This window comes from Dehalobacter sp. MCB1 (genome assembly GCF_003590275.1).
Classification (GTDB): Bacteria; Bacillota; Desulfitobacteriia; order Desulfitobacteriales; family Syntrophobotulaceae; genus Dehalobacter.
Map to the genome: position 1 here is coordinate 12,984 of NZ_LXPC01000012.1, position 20,212 is coordinate 33,195.

The window sequence follows — 20,212 nt, forward strand, 5'->3', positions numbered from 1 at the left end:
TGTGGATATCGTTTATCAGGGAATGGCCGGGATCTTAAAGTGGTTGTTCGATCTCTCGTCCATGATCGGATTGCCATATTGGGGTATGGCAATTATCATCTTTACCATCATCATTAAGATTGTTCTTTACCCATTGACCTGGAAGCAAATGCAGTCTATGCGCAAAATGACGGATTTGCAGCCCAAAATGAAAGTGCTGCAGAAAAAGTATGCCAATGACAAGCAGAAGCTAAATCAGAAGATCATGGAACTGTATAATGAAGAAAAAGTTAATCCTTATTCGGGGTGCTTGCCGATTTTAGTACAGCTTCCTATCTTGTGGATATTTTATAGAACGTTGGCGAATTTCCCTTACGGAAATGATGCCAGTGTCTGGTTTTTAGGTTTCAATATTACTCAGGCATACGGCTTTCAATTGTCCTATCATTTAATCTTACCGATTCTTGCTGGGGTGACGTCTTTCTTAATGACTAAAGTCTCGATGGCAACAAGCCCCACTAAGAGTCAGCCTGGTGCGAAAAAGGATACAGCTGAGGCCACTGCCGAACAAACTCAGAAAATGATGTTGTATGTCATGCCATTCTTTATGGCTTATATCGTAATTACGCTTCCTTCTGGTTTAGGTTTTTATCTTATAACGATGAACATTGTGTCGATCCTGCAAACTGTCTATATCAATAAGAAGTTGTCGGCAGAGAAAAAAGGAGCCTCTGTTGACTGAGGAGGTACACGAATGAAGGTTGCAGATAAAACTGCAAAAACGGTTGAAGAGGCTATTGAATTGGGATTAGCCGAACTTGGTGTCAGCAGAGATCAGGTTACTATTCAAGTGTTGGAAGAACCGGGAAAAAAAGGACTTCTTGGACTTTTTGGCAGCAAAATGGCTAGGGTCAGAATTAGTTATGAGGATGATCCAGGAGCACTGGCCTGTGAATTTCTCAAAGGGTTGACCCAGGCAATGTCCGTCGATGCCGACTTCGAGGTAGTTAACCGTGACGAACAGGTCAAAATAAATATCACCGGTCTTGATCTTGGCATACTGATTGGTCGCAGAGGGGATACTTTGGAATCCATACAATTTCTAACAAACTTAGCCGTCGCAAAAAAACTGTCTAATAAGACGAGAATCGTAATTGATATTGAGGGTTATCGGAAGCGCCGGGAAGAAACGCTGATTGTTCTTGCCAAAAGACTGGCTGAAAAGGTTAAGAAAAGCGGCAATAGAATTGTTTTAGAACCGATGAGTCCTCAAGAACGGCGAATTATTCATACGGCCCTTCAAAATGAATGGAAAGTAACGACTTTCAGTGAAGGGGAAGAGCCTCACCGAAGAGTTGTCATTGCTTTAAAACGGAATCATATTGAAAAGGAATAATAATGTAGAAGGGGGCAACCCCTTTTACTTTTCTATCAAAAAGGTTTATTATTTTGAGATAGAATGTCTTACTATTTCTGGAGTTGAGAAAAATGGATGATACGATTGTTGGCTTGGCTACACCGGCCGGAGAAGGGGCCATTCATGTTATCCGTTTAAGCGGAAAGCAAGCCCAAAAAATATTGGATGTTTGTTTTTGTCCCGTCCATCAGGATAAATGGCTGTCCGATACAACATTTACGCTTCATTTGGGAGACTTTTATGATGGTGCGATGCAGCTTGATCAAGTCCTGATCAGCAGGATGAAAGGACCTCGTTCTTTTACAGGTGAGGATGTCTATGAAATAAACTGTCATGGTGGATTGATACCGGCAAGAAGGATTATTGAAGCCTGTCTCCGGCAGGGAGCGCGCTTGGCAGAACCCGGTGAATTCAGCAAAAGGGCTTTTCTGAATGGGAAAATAGATCTTGTTCAGGCCGAAGCGTTGATTGACTTGATTTCCTCTAGGACAGAGTTGTCTGCGGACTTGGCTTTACTTCAGCTCGGAGGTAGATTGTCCTCCAGAATTAATGAAGTGAGACAGGATATTTTGGATATCCTATCCTATATTGAAGCAACCATTGATTTTCCTGAAGATGAAATTGACGATTTGGCACTGAAAGAACTGTCTGAAAAAATATTAAATGCTAAAGAAAATTCTATAGAAATTTTCAAAGGGAGTAAAACCGGTAAAATTATCAGGGAAGGTCTTTCCGCGGTAATTGCTGGTAGACCGAATGTTGGAAAATCCAGTCTGCTGAATGCACTTTTGCGTGAAGAAAGGGCGATTGTCACAGATATTCCGGGAACAACCCGGGATGAGATTCATGAATATATCAAAATTGGTGAAGTACTGCTTCACCTTACCGATACTGCCGGAATCCGAGAAAGTGATGATCCTGTCGAAACAATTGGCATTGAGAGAGCTTGGAAAGCGCTTAACATGGCAGATGTCATTCTGCTCTTGCTCGATGCCTCCGAGATCCGTTCTGGGAGGCTCACGAACGAAGAAAAAATAATTCTTGAGGAATACGCCAATAAAACGATTGTTTTAATTAATAAAATTGATCTTTTATCTTCTTATGAATTTAACGATACTTTTCTGCCTCCTGAAGTTTTTGCACTGCCGTTTTCTGTAAAAAACAGGATTGGCTTTGCTGAACTAGAAACGGAAATCCTAAAAAGAGTTTTTGAAGGAGAGATCTTCGTCACAATTGATCCTTTATTATCAAATATCCGTCAAATTCAAGCTCTGGAAAATTGCATTCACTCTCTGGAAAAAGCACTTGAAGCTGTCTATGCAAATGTCCCATTTGATTTGGTATCGATCGATGTCCGTTCAGCCCTTGAAGAAATCTCTTCGATTACGGGGCATCAGGTTCAGGAAGAGTTGTTAAATAATATTTTTTCCCGATTCTGTATTGGAAAGTAGGTTAATTGTGGATTATTTTGCTGGAAAATATGATGTGATTGTTGTCGGGGCGGGACATGCCGGATGTGAGGCTGCTCTCGCCTCTGCCCGTATGGGATGTGATACGCTGTTGCTTACGATTAATCTAGATAAAGTTGCGCATATGCCGTGCAATCCATCCGTAGGTGGTCCGGCGAAAGGCCATCTGGTACGGGAGATTGATGCGTTAGGTGGTCAGATGGGAATTGTTGCTGATGAGACAGCACTTCAGGCCAGGCTGCTTAATACGGGTAAAGGTCCGGCTGTCCATGCATTAAGAGTACAATCGGATAAAAAAGCTTATCATCATCGAATGTTAAGCAACCTATACAATCAGGCCAAGCTCACCTTGATTCAGGCTTTGGTCGAGCGGCTTCATTTTGATGGGGATAAACTTAAAGGTGTTGTCACGCGTACAGGGGCAATCTTTGAGGCAGACAGTATTGTTCTGACGGGCGGAACATACCTCAAAAGCAGGATAATAATTGGAGAAGCGCTTTATGAAGGCGGACCGGCCGGAGAGATTACCTCAGGATCCCTGTCTGAAGATCTGAAGCTGCACGGTATAGAACTTGGCCGGTTTAAAACCGGAACGCCTCCCCGGATTCTGAAGAGCTCAGTAGATTTCTCTAAGTTCGTAATTCAGCCGGGTGACAGCGAGCCAAAAAATTTTTCGTTTATGCCGACTAGAAGGATCTTTTGGGGAAATAACCCGGAAAATCAGCTTCCTTGCTGGCTAGGCTACACGACGGAAACAACTCATGGCATCATCCGCGATAATCTGCATCGTGCGCCGCTTTATACTGGCGTGGTGGAAGGCGTTGGCCCGAGGTATTGTCCTTCTATTGAAGATAAGGTTGTGCGTTTTGCGCAGCGGCAGGCCCATCAGCTTTTTCTTGAACCAGAAGGAAAAGACAGTGAGGAATTATATGTTGCGGGGATGTCAACCAGCCTGCCGGAAGAAATCCAGCATATGTTTTTCCGTAGCATTCCCGGCTTAGAAAATGTTCAGATTCTGCGGCCCGGATATGCGATTGAATACGATTATGTCAAACCGTATCAGCTCTCTTTGACGCTGGAAGTACGAAATCTCCCGGGACTCTTTACAGCGGGACAGCTTAACGGAACATCCGGGTATGAGGAAGCAGCCGGGCAGGGCTTAATGGCGGGAATTAACGCAGCGCTTAAAGCTTTACGCCGAGAACCTTTCATTTTGAAGCGTTCCGACGGATATCTCGGTGTACTGATTGATGACCTGGTCAATAAAGAGATTTGTGAGCCGTATAGGCTCCTGACCTCAAGAGCAGAATACCGTTTGATTCTACGCCAGGACAACGCTGATCTGCGTTTGACTGAAAAGGGAAAAAAGCTAGGACTAGTTGCAGATGACAGGTGGCAGATTTTTGAGCACAAGCTGAACAATCTGGAGGAGATCTTTCAGCAATGGAAGACCATCACATTTTCTCCAGCCAGTGCAGATATTCAAGAATTGCTGATCCAGGCAGGGTCTACTCCGCTCCGAAGTGGAATAAAAGCAGAGGAACTTATGAAGAGGCCGGAAATTATGCCGGACTTGCTTCCACGTTTTATGCCGGAGATGGAAGCGTATGATGCTGAAGTATTAGAAGAAGCGTTGATCCAAATTAAATATGAAGGGTACATTCAGAAGCAACAGGAAGAAGTAAACCGATTTATCAAACTTGAAGAAAAAGTTTTGCCTGTTAATCTGGATTATTTGAGAATCAAAGGTCTATCCAATGAAGCCAGACAGCGGCTTAACGGCGTGCAGCCGATCAACGTCGGACAGGCATCGAGAATCAGCGGAGTGAGTCCTGCAGATATTTCGGTTTTATTGATTTATCTGGAACAAAGCCGGAGGAGTATTTCTTATGAATGACCAATTTATGGAAGTGAATCTTAAGGAAACGCTTAGCATCTTGCACAATAAAGCCCGGGATGTCCTGAGTCTGGAGCTTTCGGCCGAACATCTTGAAAAATTTGAACAATATACAGTACTGTTACTCCAGAGGAACGAACAAATGAACTTAACAGCCATTACTGATCCGGCAGAAATGGTGATTAAGCATTATCTAGATTCTTTGGTGTTTGTCAAGTGGATAATGCATTATTGTCCTAATGGACAAATTGTTATTGCGGATCTTGGTACCGGAGCTGGATTTCCGGGTATTCCTATTAAGATACTGTTGCCGCAGATTAGACTTGTGCTTGTCGATGCGCTAGCCAAGAGAATTCATTTTCTGCAGGAGGTCTGTGATAGCCTTAGCTTGAAAGTCGAAACCTGCCATGCACGAGCTGAAGATATTGGCAGTAGCAAGGCATACCGGCAGCGATTTGATATTACGGTGGCTAGAGCAGTTGCGAAGTTGCCGGTACTGCTTGAATATGCAACTCCTTTGCTGAAAGTTGGCGGAAGATTTATTGCAGCGAAGGGCATTAATCCTGAAAATGAAATAACTTTGGCTCAGAACGCTTTGCGTATCCTAAACTGTGAAGTTGAGCATGTCGAAAAATATTCATTGGCAGAAGGCGCGGATAACCGTTCTTTGATTATAATTAAAAAAATATTGAACACACCTGCTCAGTATCCACGTCAAGCTGGAAAACCAAAAAAAACCCCTCTCTGATATTGTTTTATTATGGGAAAGAACCTTTATAAAGAATGATTGGATGGATATTTCAGTCAGCTTTTTAAGTGATCATCCTGCTGAAATGATCAAGAATGATTAAATAAGTGGCTTTTTTTAAACATTTTATAGTATAATTTTGTAGTATAATGATATAAATAATTTTTTACAGGCCAAGTTCCATGTTAACCTTATATCTTATCTATCCTGTCGGTATATTTTATGTAATACGGCGTAGTCTTTTAGCTCAATGCCTTGTCTTATAAAAAATGCTGCTTGTCATTGTATTATTTTAGGTTGACTAGGTACTCGTTGATCAAGTCTGTGAGGAAGGAGATACAAAATTGGCAAGAATTATTGCTATAGCAAATCAAAAAGGTGGAGTCGCCAAAACAACGACTGCTGTGAATCTCTCCTCCAGTCTGGTTGAGAAAGGGAAGAAAGTTCTTCTTGTTGATCTTGATCCACAGGGAAATGCCACCAGTGGTTGTGGTATTATGAAACATCGGTTGTCCCGTTGCATTTATGATGTAATTATCAATGAAGAAAACATTCGAAGTGTGATTGCCGATACCGAGTTGAAAAACTTAAAGGTTGCACCTGCCCGTATTGAGTTGGCCGGTGCAGAGATCGAACTGGTCTCCCAGCTGTACCGCGAAGGAAAGCTTGCAACCTCTTTGCAGGAAATAAAGGACGAATATGATTTTATTATTATTGATTGTCCCCCTTCCCTCGGACTTCTTACGTTGAATGCGCTTTGTGCTGCAACAGATGTTCTAATTCCTATTCAATGTGAGTATTATGCGCTGGAAGGTTTAAGTTTACTGGTCAATACGCTTGATAAGGTCAAACGTTCTATTAATAGAGACCTTGAAATTATAGGCGTACTTTTGACCATGTTTGATGCGAGGACAAATTTATCAATTCAGGTTGTCGATGAGGTCAAGAAATATTTTAGAGATAAAGTCTTCAGGACCATTATTCCCCGGAATGTTCGGTTAAGTGAAGCCCCAAGCCATGGTCAGCCGATCATTCTATACGATAGCAAGTCGCGTGGAGCTGAAGTATATCGAGATTTAGCCGAGGAGGTCTTGGAACGTGTCTAAAAAAGGTTTAGGCCGCGGGCTTGGTGCTTTGATTACAGAAAGAGAAACGGAAAGCAGTGAAATTAAAGAAATAATGCTGGCGGATATTGTACCAAATCCTAGCCAGCCGAGACGGGAGTTTGACCGCGAAAAACTACAAGAGCTTGCGGACTCCATCCAAGAACATGGATTGCTGCAGCCTATCCTTGTAAAGCCTGAAGGAAGCAGATACATCATTATCGCGGGAGAGAGACGTTTCCGGGCTACACAGCTTGCAGGGAACGATAGGATTAACTGTATTGTGAGAGACTGTACTGAGCAGGAAATGACGGAAAAGGCTTTAATTGAAAATATTCAGCGTGCGAACTTATCTCCTGTAGAAGAAGGCCTTGCATATGCACGCTTAATTCAGGATTATGGATTGACTCAGGAACAGGTTGCCAAACGCGTTGGTAAAGGCAGGCCTACTGTAGCCAACTTACTTCGAATTATACAGCTGCCTGCTGAAGTTTTAGAACTGATTAATAAAGAAGCAATTTCTTTAGGACATGCCAAGGTGATACTTTCTTTAGACAATAAAGAGCAGCAGATTTCTCTCGCGAAACGGGCTGTTGAGGGATTATTATCTGTAAGGGAAACGGAAATGATTGTTCAGAATAGTGAAAAGAAAGTGCAGCCTGCCAAAAATGCTATAAAGACACCGAAAAATAAGAGATATAGTTCTTTAAATGATATTGAAGAAAAATTACAACACAGTTTTCAGACGAAGGTAGCTGTATCAGGAAGTGAAGAAAAAGGAAAAATTGAGATTAACTATTATTCTCGGGATGAACTTAACCGGCTTTTAGAACGGTGGGAGATTGAAATTTAATATGTTCCACGTGGAACATATTATCATTTACATTTTATAGGGGGAATCTTTTTGTTTACTGTTTTGGAACCCGAGATGATTGTCGTTTTGATAGTATCTTTTGTAGCATTGATCGTTACCGTGATTGCGATTATTATGACCAATGCTCTCCGAGTACGTATGAGTAAATTTGAAAAAGCCTATATCAGCCTGCAGACATTTTTATCCGGAATACAGCTGGAAGAACTGCTGAGTACCAATTTAAAAGAAGTTGCTGAATTAAGCCGTGTTGCTTTAGAGCATGGACAGAGGCTTAAACTTACCGAAGATAAAGTTCGCAGCGGAATTGACCGCGCGGAACTGGTTCGGTTTAATTCTTTTGAAAATATGGGCGCCGACCTGAGTTTTGCCCTTGCTTTACTGAATCAGGAAAAGACCGGTGTCGTCCTTACAGGAATCCATAGTGTTGAAGAATGCAGAATCTATGCCAAAGGGATCGAAAAAGGGCAGGCCAATGCAAAACTTAGCCCCGAGGAAAAGCTTGCTATTGAAAAAGCCTTGAGGAATGAGCTAAATATTTAAAATTACGATTGATTCAACAAGAAGTAAGTCCGCTGGAACAAATTACATAGTACTTCAGACATTTGCCATACGATACTCAATCTGGTGTTTTGCAGCACCATGTATTGCATAAAACCGTTGATATTGACGATGCCGGTAAGATGGATTTCTCCTACCTCCGGCAGTTCTTTTTTTACGGCCGCTCCAGGCTTCAAAGGGCCTTCTGCCAGACTGATGTAGCCGACGGAGTCAAGTTGACCCAGGCAGGCATCCAGGGCAATAATATAGGGATTGTAATACTTGGCAAACAAGTTTTTCAGGGTGGAGTCAAGGTTTTCTGCATGAACAGGCTTTTCAAGCGTTCCGATAACCGTTAATCCTGAAAGACCTTTTCCATCTAGTTTTGTACCGGTTAAAGGTCCCAGGGAATCGCCGGTAGAACGGTCCGTTCCTATACATAATAGAACCACTGGTCTACCGGCCGCAGCTTTCAGATATTCTTTCAACCTTAACTGAAGCAGATAAAGGCCGGGACGGTCTGTGTAATGGGCACGCAGATATTCTTTTTCCTTAATCCCTGGCAATGGGTTCAATGCGGATACCTCCGGAGGTTAAATGAAATAGAGTCGCTGCAAAATAAGATGCAAATTATTTTGTTAGGGTAAATCTGTGGGCCACAATACTGCTTTTCGGCAGATCCTTTTCATCCATGGCATTGCCGATTATATGGTTGTTTATGTGAGTCTACATACAAAATAATATTTAGAATACTTTGCTAGTATTTCCACAATCAGTAATAATTATGCGTAACAAATCAGAATCAGAATCAGAATATGAAAAAATCTAAACCCATATTATAATAGAGTCGGGAATATCCGCAATAAAATATAAGGTATAAGTACCATGTCAACGCTATAATCAAAATATGGGGTTGACCTGTACTTCAGGTATTAGCTATGGAAAGATATCTAATTATTGGAACAGCAGGCCATGTAGATCATGGAAAAACCCACCTTATTCAAACCTTGACAGGTATAAGCACGGATCGGCTTAAAGAAGAGAAGGAAAGAGGAATTTCGATCGAGCTGGGGTTTGCTTATCTGACGCTTCCAGACGGCCGCAAAGCAGGAATTATTGATGTACCTGGTCATGAAAAATTTGTCCGCCAAATGTTAGCCGGTGCGAGCGGAATGGATATTGTTCTGTTGATTATTGCTGCCGATGAAGGCGTAATGCCTCAAACCCAGGAACATCTGGATATATTGAACATGTTAAATGTAGAGAAAGGAATTGTTGTATTCACAAAAATTGACCTTGTCGATCAGGAATGGCTTTCCATGATTGAACTGGATACCAGAGAAAAACTCCAAGACAGTTTTTTGCGGGATGCTCCGTACTGCAAAGTATCTTCTGTTACTGGCCAGGGAATTTCGGAGTTACTGCAGACAATTATGACTGTACTCCAAACAACTGAAGGGAAACGTTCGGATCTTCCGTCAAGAATGCCGATTGATAGAGTTTTTACGATTCGGGGGTTTGGAACAGTGGTTACAGGGACTTTAAACACAGGGACGATTCAGAAGGGACAGGAAGTATGCCTGGAACCGGGAGGACAAGCCGTGAAAATTAGAAATATTCAGGTTCATGGTGAACAGGTCTCCGAGGCTTATGCCGGACAGCGGGTTGCGATAAATATAGCAGGACTGGCTGTAAGTGATATTCCTAAGGGGGCAAGCCTTGTTGATCCCGGATATTACAACGCAGGACAAATTTTAGACGTAGAGTTGTTTAACCTCGCGTCGGAACAAAGAACGATCAAACAAAGGCAGAGGATACATTTTCATTTAGGAACGGCCGAAACGCTGGGGCGGGTTCATCTTCTGGCCCAAGAAGAATTGGTCCCCGGGGAGAAAGGGTTTGCCCAAATCATTCTGGAGGAACCGGTTGTCGCAGCGAAAGGGGACCGGTTTGTAATTAGGTATTATTCACCTGTCGCGACAATCGGCGGAGGAGTTGTACTGAGCCTGGCTGCCGCCAAACAAAAACGTTTTCGGGAAAAGGTCATAACCGAATTTCAGTCTAAAGCAGAAGGTGGCTTAACTGATCAAATAAAAAAAGAGCTTACTATCCCTTTATCTTCTGATGAAGTCAGGAAAAAGTCTGCTCTTGGGCAGGAAGAAGTTCAGCTGGCTTTGGATCATCTCAAGGATGACCAGACTGTTGTGATCTTATCTGAGGATGGATTATCATTATTCTGGCTTAAAAGTACAGCAGAGGAATGGGCTCTTAAAGTAAATGCGGCAGCAATGAAATATCAAAAGACATATCCGCTGCGCGGAGGAATAGGCAGAGAGGAATTAAAAAAAATTCTTAAAACGGCTGTCTCTCATAAACGCTGGCAGTTGATTTTGGAATGGGGAGCAGATCATCAGTATTTTAGGCTAAGCAGTAGTCTGGTTCAGGCAGCATCTGAAATCGAGCTGCCTGAGGATATCAGGCAGAAGCTTGACGCTTTGCAAAAAATCTGGGAAAAGACCGGGCTAAATCCTCCGGGGCAGGAAACTGCGGTTGTAGAATGCGGCGTACCCGCTGCAAAATTTTCGGAATATGCCGAATATCTTAAAACAAATAACATCTGGAAACAGATAGGAGAATTTTATATTGCAGCAAGTGCAATAGAAAAAGCTAAAATTATATTGGAAAAGCACCTACAAGAAAATGGACAGATTACGGTTTCTGAAGCACGGGACTGCTGGCAAACTAGTCGTAAATTTGCGGTGCCTCTACTGGAATATTTTGATTCAACTCATGTTACGGAAAGAAACGGAGATATCAGGATAAAACCAGGATTTACCCAAAATCCAGGCTAAGCTTTCTTTATTCCCTTCAGAGAATATTGATTTGGCCGCTTAAGATCAACTTCGACCCGATATCCGGCAACTCTCAAAAACCGTTCAACGTTAATTTTGGATGTCTCATTATCGACAATGATCATGATTTCTGAAGGATCATCCACTAAAGCTCTTTTGGTAAAAATCACGGGTTCTGGACAGGTATATCCTCTGGCATCAACAAGTTTCATAAGATTTAGCCTCCTTTTACGTTCTATCCTATTGTACCATAAGCGGAAATTTCAACAATATCATATAATTTTGAATTAAAGATAATATAATATGCTTGATATATGCACAATATTTTTACGAAAATTAATAGTTATATTTTAATAGCTGCATTATGAAATGCATGCAAATATGCATGAAAATAAAGTGTAATTACACATGTAAATAATCATATAAATAATATATAAGATTATCTGTATTTATATTGCTTATTGAATTCAGTACGACGTCCAGGTCTGCAGCAGTATATTACGTTCATATACAAGCTTTTTAATTGTATTGCCTGATGGATTTTAAGGTCAGTAGTACTTTAATAAAACCATAAAGCGCAAATATATTTGCATGTAAATATTAATGAATAAAGACATTAATATTCTTATTAGTATTTGAGTGTAAATATTATAATATATTTGGATGTATAAGAAAAATGTTTTTAAGCGCGTACAAAGAATTGCTAAAGAATAAGACAAAGATTCACATTCGAAGCATAAAGTGTTAAAATGATTCAGCAGACTCTAAAAGGTCTTGGGGATATATAGCGGCTGGTGTCGTTCCCGGACTTCAAATCCGTGTGTCGGGGCGCAGAACGTTCCGAGGTGTGTTCGATTCGCACATATCCCCGCCATTCCTGTAAAGGAGAGGTAGCGTGAATACATTTGATTATGTAATGCTGGCGCTGCTGGTTTTGGGAGGCATAACCGGTTTTCGGAAAGGCCTTATTACCGGTTTATCAAGATTTATCGGGAAGATTGCTGCGATAGGCATTGCGGTTTTTTTTCACAAACCATTTCTGAATCTATTGGAACCTGTTTTAGGGCTTGAAGCAAAACTGGAGCCCAAAATCGGAGATTTTTTGACCAAAATTGCTGAAAGCAAAGTATCCGGGACAGATGCCTACGGTGCCGCTGACAGCATCAGGCAATCCATGATTGGTCAGGCTACACCTGTTTTGACAGATTATGTCCTGAAGATTGGGGCTGTCCTGCTTTTGTTTATTTTGGCAGCATGTATTATTAATCTTATTATAGCTTTGGTCATTACCCCTATAGCAAAAAACTTAAGTTTTATCAATAGAGGGGGAGGACTGCTTTTTGGTTTGCTGAGTACCTTTCTCGTGATTTCTCTGGTCCTGGGGTTGTTTTCACCGTTGTTAAGCACCGGTGACTCTGGATTGCTTAAGACGGGTAGCTCCTTGCTTTATCCTTGGTTTATGCAGGGATATGGTATGATTTTATCAGGGATTTATGTTTTTGCAGGGGATATTCTGAATAATCCTTTGGATTCTATACCTTTGCTGAATGGGCTGGTTTGAAAGAGAGGTTGAACAACTATGGATCTTAATGTAGGAGATATTGTCAGGCTCAAAAAGTCTCATCCCTGCGGCAATACAGAATTTAAGATCATGAGAACAGGTATGGATTTTAGGATCGAATGTCTGAAATGTGGGCATCAGACTTGGATAACCAGGGCAAAGCTTGAAAGGAATATTAAAGAGATCTTGACGGCAAAAAACAGTCAGGGGATCTTGGACTGATTTAACAAGAATTTGAGGGGGAAAAACATGTCTCTGCATGTAGGAATAGTTGGGCTGCCCAATGTCGGCAAGTCAACACTATTTAATGCGATAACGAAAGCCGGAGCAGAATCGGCCAATTACCCATTCTGTACGATTGATCCGAATGTCGGAATTGTACAGGTACCGGATTTTCGGTTAAAAGCACTGGCTGAAATTGTGAATCCGCAGCAAATAGTTCCGGCAGTTGTCGAATTTGTCGATATTGCCGGTCTGGTAAGGGGTGCAAGTAAAGGTGAAGGACTGGGCAACCAATTTCTTTCCCATATCCGGGAAGTGGATGCCATTGTTCATGTTGTACGCTGTTTTGAAGATGATAACGTTGTTCACGTCGAAGGCAAAATTGACCCGGGACGGGATATTGAAACGATCCGGATGGAATTGATCCTGGCAGATATGGAAACCGTATACCGCCGTCAGGCCAAGCTGGTCGGAATGATCAGATCCGGAGATAAGAAGGCCAAATTCGAAGCTGAGGTATTGGAAAAGCTCATGAAAAAATTTGACCAGGGGATACCGGCTAATTTGGCTGGTTTCTCTGAAGAAGAAAAAGAATTGCTGAACTGTGTCAGTCTGTTGACCCTGAGACCGGTGATTTATGCCGCGAATGTTTCTGAAACAGAAGCTTCCAACGGGGAAAATAACGCCAATGTCCAAAAGGTACAGGAAATAGCCAGACTCGAGAATGCTGAAGTCATTCCTGTTTGCGCCAAGATTGAAGCAGAAATAGCAGAACTTGAAGAAGAAGAGAAAGAAATCTTTATGGAGGAACTCGGGCTCGCGGAATCTGGGCTTGATCGGCTGATAAGGAGCGCGTTCAAGCTGCTTGGACTGATAACTTTCTTTACGGCAGGTCCTAAAGAAGTAAAGGCTTGGACGATTCGTCGGGAAACCAAAGCGCCTCAGGCGGCGGGTACGATTCATTCCGACTTTGAGCGGGGCTTTATTCGGGCCGAGGTTGTCAAATATGAACATTTTATGGAGAATCGCGGTCTGAATGGGGCCAGGGACAAGGGCCTGATTCGTTTAGAGGGCAAAGATTATATCGTTCAGGACGGCGATATTATGCATTTCAGATTTAATGTCTAAATAACGTCTAAATAAAAGTCCTCAAGATTAGCAGATTAGCAAGATTACGCTATTTGCAAATAGCATAAGGAAATGTTATAATGTCATCTTGTAGCATAATAACCCTGCTCCACACTCGAGGTGGGGCCATTTAGTCCGAGGGGAGGTGCATTTATGCAAGCGTACGAAGTGATGTACATTATAAGACCGGATCTCGATGATGAGGCTTCAAAAGCGAATATTCAAAAATTTGAAGAGATCGTCAATGCCAATGGTGGTACAGACCTCAAGGTTGAGGTTTGGGGTAAAAGACGCCTGGCTTACGAGGTTAAGAAGTTCAATGAAGGTGTTTATGTCCTGATGAACTTCAACGGTGAAGCACGTACGGTTGATGAACTGGAAAGGCTGATGAAAATTTCTGATGCTGTGATCCGGTTTATGACAACCAAGAAGGAATAACAATGCGGAGGGGTTAAGATTGTTGAATCGTGTAGTACTTATCGGGCGATTAACGAAAGACCCTGAGTTGCGCTATACACCAAACGGTGTAGCTGTTGCATCTTTTACGCTAGCCGTCGACAGGAATTACAAGAATAGTCAGGGCGAGAAAGAAACGGATTTTATTCCATGCGTTGTTTTCCGCCAGTTAGCTGAACTCTGCGCGAATTATTTGGCGAAAGGAAGACTGGCTGCAGTAGATGGCAGGATTCAGGTTCGCTCTTATGATGGTCAGGATGGGCAAAAAAGATGGGTGACAGAGGTCTTGGGAGAAAACGTCAGATTTTTAAGTCCCAAAGACAATAATGCCGGATCATCTTCAGCTCAAAATGATTTTGGTTCTTTTGCACATGAAGTTAGTCTAGATGATGATATACCATTTTAGTTTGAAGGGAGGAGCGTTCAGTGGCAAACGCTGCCGTAAAAAAGGAACGGGGACGCCGTCCGCGTAAAAGAGTATGCAGCTTTTGTGTTGATAAAGTTGAGAGCATCGACTACAAGGATACACAAAAATTACGTAAATATATTACTGAGAGAGGCAAAATTCTGCCCCGTAGAATCTCAGGCAATTGCGCCAAACACCAGAGGCAAGTCACGATTGCCGTTAAACGGGCTCGCAGCATCGCGTTGCTGCCCTACATTATCGACTAGTAAAGAAAGGGAGCAAGGCTCCCTTTCTTTGTTTCATTTTCTTAATTTAGGCAACAGGGCAAGTTTTCTTTGTTCTGGGGAAAAGTAGAAGAAGGAGTTTCAGCTTGATTTCGCGAAATCTTACATTACTTTTTTGCAGGAGGTAATTGCCGTGGAGTCTGTTGCTGCGATCAATATTGATATCGTAAAATCCTCGAAAGCCATAGAGGAATTAAAAGTAGAGCTTCTCAAAGCTCAGTGGCTGGTCCAGCAGGGGACTTTAAGTGCTTCCCAGGAACAGCTTCTCGATAGTATGGCCGGACTGGTTGGTTTAAGTTATTTGCTTACCCGCAGGCTTGGCTTTGATTATTCCCGTTTGGATAGGGTTTTGTTTAATAAAATGTCCCGGTGGCAGCGGGAAGATTTCCTTAGTCTCGAAACTGAATGGGGTGACCTGAGTCTTTTGCTTGGTTATCTTGTTCCCGAGGAAGACTGAACAGGAGAAAATTAAATGGTTATAAGTGATAAGGATGCACTTCGGTATGGTTCCAGGTTGATCATGTTATTTCTTCCCTTACTTGCGTCTTTATTTGACTACTGGAGCTGGATGGTCGAGGTATTATTGATTTTTTTCGTGTTATTTCAGACCAGAAGTTCCGGCTGCCGAAACACGGCATTTTTTTTAGGAATTGGTTATATTTTATCTTTTATTCCAGTTGGAACCAGTGGAATCTCCTTGATCGGATTTACTCCCTGGGCAGGAATTTTGCTGGTTATCTTAAAAGAAAAAGGGTTCTCTACCAGTCAGAGTATATTCTGGAGTTTACTGCTGGCTGCACTTATCGGGGCGTTACCGGTAATTCCTGCAGTCAGTCAGGCTCTTCAGCCGGAGAATCTGGAAAAGAATATTGTTACAGTTCTCCAGTTCTATGAGCAGCAAGGCCTGTTTAGTGCTTTTCAGGAGCAGGGGATTTCAACTGAGCAATTCGAAAGCACTCTCCGGACCATGGTTCCGGTCTACTATCAATTAATGCCTGCTTTTTCCGGGATATTTGCGATGCTTGAGGTTGGACTGGTTTACCTGTTTTTCAGGATATTTTCTTTCGGAAACAAACCTAAACCTTTTTCTTTATGGAGAATGCCCTGGTATGCGGTGTGGTTAGCGATTATTGGAATTTCTGCCTATTTGGGTGGAGACTACTTTGCCAATAGTATTCTGAGAATAACCGGTATGAATGTGATGGCCGTTACAGCTTTGATAACCAGTATTATTGGGCTGTCCTGCCTGGCTTATTTGATCAAAGGCTTGAAGTTTTCTCATCTGCTGATCTGGATTATTGTAATTATGGTGGCTTTCGTTTCATCATTCTTTTTCATATGTTTAATATTTACGGGGCTTTTTGATTTAGTATTTAATTTTCGAAAGATCCCCGAAAAAATGGAGGAACAGAAACCGTGAAGGTAATATTAAAAGAAGATGTCAAGGCGCTCGGCAAAAAGGGTAAAGTATGCGAAGTCACGGATGGCTATGCCCGTAATTTTCTGATCCCGCGCGGACTCGCGGTTGAGGCAACTCAGGGAAATGTTCAGGATCTGGCGCATAAACAAAAACAGGAAGAACTGCGCAAACAGAGAGAAAAACAAGAGGCGCTGGATCTTTCCCAAAAAATCGAGAACATGGATATCATTGTCAAAGTGAAAGTCGGTGAAAAAGGCCGTTTATTCGGTTCGGTAACGAATAAAGAGATTGCCGAGGTATTGGAAAAGGAATATCAACTCAAACTAGATAAAAGAAAAATTGAAGTCAAGGAACCAATCAAAGGATTGGGAGAATATCAGACTACAGTAAAGCTCCATTCTGAAGTAACAGCGAGGCTGAAGATAAAGATAGAAGCCCAGTAAGACCGAAGAGTAAAGCACAAGGATGTGACCAGCGTGAAAGGCTTATTTAAGAAATTTTTACAGCAAGAGGGGCAGGAAAGTCACGAAAAATATACTGCGGAGATTGCGGACGGACAGTTAAAATTGGAGATAGACGCGCTGTATGTCGTGCTTTCCAATCTATACGGGACAGATAAATTGATTTTAAAAGCGAGCAAGCTTGAGGCCCTTACCCTGATGCGTTCTGACAAGATCGAGGAACGTGTCTTGGGCTTGCAAAAGCTTGTCAACGATGATCCAACGGACAAACCGGCGCCAAACCTGCAAGATATCCCGGCAATTTTGACGGAGGTTGAAGAGCAGATCGCAGAGACGGTCGCGAAGCGTTCTGTAGAAGACCGTTTAAATCAGGCGGTTGCCGAGAAAATGCAGGAGCGGCATGAAGAATATATCAAAGAGATCAAGACCCAAGTTCTGAAAGAGACCGGAGGTCCTGAGAATGCGCAAACACTTCGAAAGCTTGCGCAGCTGGAAAAGATGAAAGCAACAAAGCCGGTATCTTCTGCAATTGAAATCCTGAGACCGCAGACCCCGGAAGAAATTATCGGACAGGAAAGTGCCTTGCAGGCCCTGCTTGCAAAGCTTGCGACGCCTTTCCCCCAGCACATCCTGATTTATGGTCCACCGGGAGTCGGCAAAACATCAGCAGCCAGGGTTGCGCTGGAAACCGTCAAAAACTTTCCGGATTCGCCTTTCAGTAAGGATGCACCGTTTATTGAAGTCGACGGTACGACGCTGCGCTGGGATCTGCGGGATGTCACCAATCCTTTGCTTGGTTCAGTTCATGATCCGATTTATCAGGGTGCGAAAAGAGATCTGGCTGAGACTGGTATCCCCGAGCCCAAACTGGGCTTGGTAAACGATGCTCATACCGGTGTTTTGTTTATCGATGAAATTGGAGAGATGGATCCAACGTTGCTGAATAAGCTGCTGAAGGTCCTGGAAGATAAGCGGGTTCATTTTGAGTCCTCCTATTATGATCCTCATGATCCCCAAATTCCTTTATATATTAAAAAAATTTTTGATGAAGGTGTTCCCGCGGATTTTGTACTGATTGGGGCCACTACGAGAGAACCACAGGATCTGAATCCGGCCTTGCGTTCCCGCTGTGCCGAAGTCTATTTTGAGCCTTTGGAACCGGCTCATATTACCCATATCATCAGACAGGCAGCTTTGAAACTGAATGTCAAGTTGGAAGAAAATGTACCGGAAATTATCAGTGAATATATGATTGAGGGACGAAAAGCGAACAGCATCCTTTTGGATGCGTATGGTCTGGCAAGGTTTAGGAATCCCGGCAAAAAGGAAGTTCTAATTTCAAAAGACGATGTCAGAGAAGTGCTCAGGTCAGCTAGACTGACTCCTTTCGTTCAAAAACGTGTAACCTCTAGCAAGGAAACCGGCAGAATACTTGGACTGGGGGTATCGGGATTCCTTGGCTCGGTTTTGGAGATTGAGGTGAAAGTATTCAACGGAGAGACCGGCAAAGGAAGCATCCGCTTTAATGAGACGGCAGGTTCAATGGCCAGGGACGCAGTGTTTAATGCCGCAGCTGTAATCCGGAGCCTAACAGGAGAAGATTTGAAGAACTATGACCTCCATGTCAATGTGGTTGGTGGTGGCAGAATAGACGGCCCCTCAGCCGGACTTGCCACGACCATGGCGATTTACAGCGCCTTGAAGGAACAGCCCCTGAGAGGAGATGTAGCCGTCACCGGTGAAATCTCAATCCAGGGAAAAGTCAAACCGATTGGCGGCATTTACGAAAAAATATTTGGGGCCAAACAGGCCGGAGTAAAAACAGTGATCATTCCGACGGAAAATCGCGCAGAAGTTCCTCCTGGATTAAAAGGAATTGAAGTCCTTGCTGTTGAAAATATAGAGGAAGCTATAAAAATTGCACAAGCCTAACAAACGAGGAGAAATGAGCATGGAACTTTTGAAAGTTCCTCCCCATAATCTTGAGGCTGAACAGGCTGTTCTGGGCGCACTAATGCTCGATCCCCAGAAGGGCAGTACTGTATTCGAGATTTTACGCCCGGAGGATTTCTACCGCGATAACCATAAAAATATTTATCTGATCATCAGGGATATCTTCGAAAAAGGGGATCCTGTTGATCTGGTTACAGTGGCTGAGAACTTAAGGCAGTCAGGCAGGCTGGAGAGCATCGGGGGAATTGGAACGATCTCTCAGATTGCCGGATCTGTGCCTTCAGCGGCCAACGTGGAACATTATGCCCGGATTGTGGCGGAGAAAGCCCTGCTCCGTCAGCTGATCCGCATTGCCGGCTACATTGAAGAAAAAGGGTACGAAGCGGGGGAAGAAGCCCTTAGTTTATTGGAGGAAGCCGAAAGACTGATTGTTGAAATCTCTCAAAGACAGTCTAAGGAAGGTTTTGTTACAATCCGCAGCATTCTCCTGAAAACATTTGACAAGATCGAATACCTCTATTCCAATAAAGGGAACCTGACAGGAGTCCCGACCCATTTTCGGGAGTTGGACCGAATCACTTCCGGCTGGCAGGCTTCCGACCTAGTCATTATTGCCGCCAGACCATCGATGGGCAAAACGGCACTTGTCTTAAATATGGCACAGAATGCTGCGGTGAAATCTAAGGTTCCTGTAGCGTTATTCAGCCTGGAAATGTCCAAAGAGCAGCTTGTCCAGCGTATTCTTTGTTCTGAAGCGATGGTAGATCAGCAGCGGGTTAGGACCGGTGAACTATTGGATTCAGACTGGCCAAAGCTTACCCAGGCTGTAGGTCCGCTGTCTGAAGCACCAATCTTTATTGATGATACCGTTGGGATATCCCTGGCAGAGCTTCGGTCTAAAGCCAGAAGATTAAAAATGGAACAAGGACTTGGGCTGATCATTATTGATTATCTACAGTTAATGACCGTCGGCAAGAAGGTAGAAAGTCGCCAGCAGGAAGTCGCCCAGATTTCCAGAGGCTTAAAAGGCGTTGCACGTGAACTATCCGTGCCGGTTATTGCCCTGTCTCAGCTTAACCGTGGCGTTGAGCAGCGTCAGGACAAGCGGCCACTGATGTCCGACCTTCTGGAATCCGGATCAATCGAGGCTGATGCCGATCTTATTTCCTTTATTTACAGGGATGAATACTATCACTCTGATTCGGAGAAAAAAGGTATTGCTGAGATTATTATTGCCAAGCACCGCAATGGTCCTGTAGGTACAGTTGAGCTTGGGTATCTGAAGGAATTTACGAAATTTGTTAACCTCGATAAGAATTATGGTTAATGCACGATCGTTAATTAAAATTATTGCTTATATTTGATTGTATTAAATATTCGAACATTTAGCGTAGGAATACAGCAAATGTTCGGATTTTATTGACAACAGGGGTGATCGTTGTTAA

At 42.9% G+C, this 20,212-nt stretch carries 22 protein-coding genes and 1 tRNA gene; 21 read left to right on the forward strand and 2 right to left on the reverse strand.

Annotated features, from left to right (window positions below; all coding sequences use genetic code 11):
- Position 1: 1 nt before the first annotated feature.
- The 8 genes from A7K50_RS07890 to A7K50_RS07925 all read left to right on the forward strand — a co-directional run bounded on the left by A7K50_RS07890 (position 2) and on the right by A7K50_RS07925 (position 8,027).
- Positions 2 to 721 carry a YidC/Oxa1 family membrane protein insertase gene (locus A7K50_RS07890; protein ID WP_119775429.1) on the forward strand — a complete coding sequence of 240 codons (720 nt, stop codon included), beginning with the start codon at positions 2 to 4 and terminating at the stop codon, positions 719 to 721.
- Positions 722 to 733: 12 nt separating this feature from the next.
- Positions 734 to 1,375 (forward strand): RNA-binding cell elongation regulator Jag/EloR, encoded by a 642-nt coding sequence (gene jag / locus A7K50_RS07895; RefSeq protein WP_119775430.1) that lies wholly within the window; start codon positions 734 to 736, stop codon positions 1,373 to 1,375.
- A 92-nt stretch (positions 1,376 to 1,467) separates the two neighbouring features.
- The gene (gene mnmE, locus A7K50_RS07900; RefSeq protein ID WP_119775432.1) at positions 1,468 to 2,847 is read left to right on the forward strand and encodes a tRNA uridine-5-carboxymethylaminomethyl(34) synthesis GTPase MnmE; all 1,380 of its coding nucleotides are present in this window, start codon (positions 1,468 to 1,470) and stop codon (positions 2,845 to 2,847) included.
- Positions 2,848 to 2,854: 7 nt separating this feature from the next.
- Positions 2,855 to 4,762, forward strand: coding sequence for a tRNA uridine-5-carboxymethylaminomethyl(34) synthesis enzyme MnmG (gene mnmG / locus A7K50_RS07905; protein ID WP_119775940.1), 1,908 nt, complete (start codon positions 2,855 to 2,857; stop codon positions 4,760 to 4,762).
- Positions 4,755 to 5,510 carry a 16S rRNA (guanine(527)-N(7))-methyltransferase RsmG gene (gene rsmG, locus A7K50_RS07910; protein ID WP_119775434.1) on the forward strand — a complete coding sequence of 252 codons (756 nt, stop codon included), beginning with the start codon at positions 4,755 to 4,757 and terminating at the stop codon, positions 5,508 to 5,510. Before mnmG ends, rsmG begins: the two co-directional genes overlap by 8 nt.
- Positions 5,511 to 5,854: 344 nt before the next feature.
- On the forward strand, positions 5,855 to 6,616 hold the full coding sequence (locus A7K50_RS07915; RefSeq protein WP_119775435.1) for a ParA family protein: 762 nt from the start codon (positions 5,855 to 5,857) through the stop codon (positions 6,614 to 6,616).
- The gene (locus tag A7K50_RS07920) at positions 6,609 to 7,466 is read left to right on the forward strand and encodes a ParB/RepB/Spo0J family partition protein (protein ID WP_119775437.1); all 858 of its coding nucleotides are present in this window, start codon (positions 6,609 to 6,611) and stop codon (positions 7,464 to 7,466) included. Before A7K50_RS07915 ends, A7K50_RS07920 begins: the two co-directional genes overlap by 8 nt.
- Before the next feature lie 51 nt (positions 7,467 to 7,517).
- A complete protein-coding gene (locus A7K50_RS07925) occupies positions 7,518 to 8,027 on the forward strand; it encodes a DUF4446 family protein (protein ID WP_119775439.1) in 510 nt (169 codons plus the stop codon).
- A 2-nt stretch (positions 8,028 to 8,029) separates the two neighbouring features.
- Here A7K50_RS07925 and yyaC read toward each other — a convergent pair whose 3' ends face one another.
- Positions 8,030 to 8,599, reverse strand: coding sequence for a spore protease YyaC (yyaC, locus tag A7K50_RS07930; RefSeq protein WP_119775440.1), 570 nt, complete (start codon positions 8,597 to 8,599; stop codon positions 8,030 to 8,032).
- Between the two features lie 363 nt (positions 8,600 to 8,962).
- Here yyaC and selB point away from each other — a divergent pair, with 363 nt between their 5' ends.
- Positions 8,963 to 10,876: a selenocysteine-specific translation elongation factor gene (selB, locus tag A7K50_RS07935; RefSeq protein ID WP_119775442.1), complete on the forward strand. Its 1,914-nt coding sequence runs from the start codon at positions 8,963 to 8,965 to the stop codon at positions 10,874 to 10,876.
- Here selB and A7K50_RS07940 read toward each other — a convergent pair.
- Entirely contained in the window at positions 10,873 to 11,088 is a 216-nt protein-coding gene (locus A7K50_RS07940; RefSeq protein WP_119775444.1) for a sulfurtransferase TusA family protein, read from the reverse strand. The genes selB and A7K50_RS07940 overlap by 4 nt on opposite strands.
- Positions 11,089 to 11,652: 564 nt before the next feature.
- Between A7K50_RS07940 and A7K50_RS14035 the strand changes: the two genes are divergently transcribed.
- The 12 genes from A7K50_RS14035 to dnaB all read left to right on the forward strand — a co-directional run bounded on the left by A7K50_RS14035 (position 11,653) and on the right by dnaB (position 20,094).
- Positions 11,653 to 11,750 (forward strand) — tRNA-Sec (locus A7K50_RS14035).
- Positions 11,751 to 11,771: 21 nt separating this feature from the next.
- The gene (locus A7K50_RS07945) at positions 11,772 to 12,437 is read left to right on the forward strand and encodes a CvpA family protein (RefSeq protein WP_119775445.1); all 666 of its coding nucleotides are present in this window, start codon (positions 11,772 to 11,774) and stop codon (positions 12,435 to 12,437) included.
- 18 nt (positions 12,438 to 12,455) lie between these two features.
- Positions 12,456 to 12,659, forward strand: a complete 204-nt coding sequence (locus A7K50_RS07950; RefSeq protein WP_119775447.1) for a DUF951 domain-containing protein — start codon at positions 12,456 to 12,458, stop codon at positions 12,657 to 12,659.
- 27 nt (positions 12,660 to 12,686) lie between these two features.
- The gene (ychF, locus tag A7K50_RS07955) at positions 12,687 to 13,787 is read left to right on the forward strand and encodes a redox-regulated ATPase YchF (protein WP_119775449.1); all 1,101 of its coding nucleotides are present in this window, start codon (positions 12,687 to 12,689) and stop codon (positions 13,785 to 13,787) included.
- 153 nt (positions 13,788 to 13,940) lie between these two features.
- A complete protein-coding gene (rpsF, locus tag A7K50_RS07960) occupies positions 13,941 to 14,225 on the forward strand; it encodes a 30S ribosomal protein S6 (protein WP_119775451.1) in 285 nt (94 codons plus the stop codon).
- A 19-nt stretch (positions 14,226 to 14,244) separates the two neighbouring features.
- Positions 14,245 to 14,649: a single-stranded DNA-binding protein gene (ssb, locus tag A7K50_RS07965; RefSeq protein ID WP_119775452.1), complete on the forward strand. Its 405-nt coding sequence runs from the start codon at positions 14,245 to 14,247 to the stop codon at positions 14,647 to 14,649.
- A gap of 20 nt (positions 14,650 to 14,669) precedes the next feature.
- Positions 14,670 to 14,915, forward strand: coding sequence for a 30S ribosomal protein S18 (gene rpsR / locus A7K50_RS07970; protein ID WP_119775454.1), 246 nt, complete (start codon positions 14,670 to 14,672; stop codon positions 14,913 to 14,915).
- Positions 14,916 to 15,066: 151 nt separating this feature from the next.
- Entirely contained in the window at positions 15,067 to 15,390 is a 324-nt protein-coding gene (locus tag A7K50_RS07975; RefSeq protein WP_015044995.1) for a MazG-like family protein, read from the forward strand.
- Between the two features lie 15 nt (positions 15,391 to 15,405).
- Positions 15,406 to 16,353, forward strand: coding sequence for a DUF2232 domain-containing protein (locus tag A7K50_RS07980; RefSeq protein WP_119775455.1), 948 nt, complete (start codon positions 15,406 to 15,408; stop codon positions 16,351 to 16,353).
- Positions 16,350 to 16,796, forward strand: a complete 447-nt coding sequence (rplI, locus tag A7K50_RS07985; protein WP_119775457.1) for a 50S ribosomal protein L9 — start codon at positions 16,350 to 16,352, stop codon at positions 16,794 to 16,796. The genes A7K50_RS07980 and rplI overlap by 4 nt, the downstream gene beginning before the upstream one ends.
- Positions 16,797 to 16,829: 33 nt before the next feature.
- The gene (gene lonC, locus A7K50_RS07990) at positions 16,830 to 18,746 is read left to right on the forward strand and encodes a Lon family ATP-dependent protease (protein WP_119775458.1); all 1,917 of its coding nucleotides are present in this window, start codon (positions 16,830 to 16,832) and stop codon (positions 18,744 to 18,746) included.
- Between the two features lie 19 nt (positions 18,747 to 18,765).
- Complete coding sequence (gene dnaB / locus A7K50_RS07995; RefSeq protein WP_119775460.1) at positions 18,766 to 20,094, forward strand: replicative DNA helicase; 1,329 nt, start codon at positions 18,766 to 18,768, stop codon at positions 20,092 to 20,094.
- The last annotated feature ends 118 nt before the right edge of the window (positions 20,095 to 20,212 follow it).

Excerpts from the sequence above, each read along its gene's own strand:
- jag (WP_119775430.1), top strand. The coding sequence starts at position 734 with ATGAAGGTTGCAGATAAAACTGCAAAAACGGTTGAAGAGGCTATTGAA.
- mnmE (WP_119775432.1), top strand. The coding sequence starts at position 1,468 with ATGGATGATACGATTGTTGGCTTGGCTACACCGGCCGGAGAAGGGGCC.
- rsmG (WP_119775434.1), top strand. The coding sequence starts at position 4,755 with ATGAATGACCAATTTATGGAAGTGAATCTTAAGGAAACGCTTAGCATC.
- selB (WP_119775442.1), top strand. The coding sequence starts at position 8,963 with ATGGAAAGATATCTAATTATTGGAACAGCAGGCCATGTAGATCATGGA.
- A7K50_RS07940 (WP_119775444.1), bottom strand. The coding sequence starts at position 11,088 with ATGAAACTTGTTGATGCCAGAGGATATACCTGTCCAGAACCCGTGATT.
- A7K50_RS07950 (WP_119775447.1), top strand. The coding sequence starts at position 12,456 with ATGGATCTTAATGTAGGAGATATTGTCAGGCTCAAAAAGTCTCATCCC.
- ychF (WP_119775449.1), top strand. The coding sequence starts at position 12,687 with ATGTCTCTGCATGTAGGAATAGTTGGGCTGCCCAATGTCGGCAAGTCA.
- rpsF (WP_119775451.1), top strand. The coding sequence starts at position 13,941 with ATGCAAGCGTACGAAGTGATGTACATTATAAGACCGGATCTCGATGAT.
- A7K50_RS07980 (WP_119775455.1), top strand. The coding sequence starts at position 15,406 with ATGGTTATAAGTGATAAGGATGCACTTCGGTATGGTTCCAGGTTGATC.
- dnaB (WP_119775460.1), top strand. The coding sequence starts at position 18,766 with ATGGAACTTTTGAAAGTTCCTCCCCATAATCTTGAGGCTGAACAGGCT.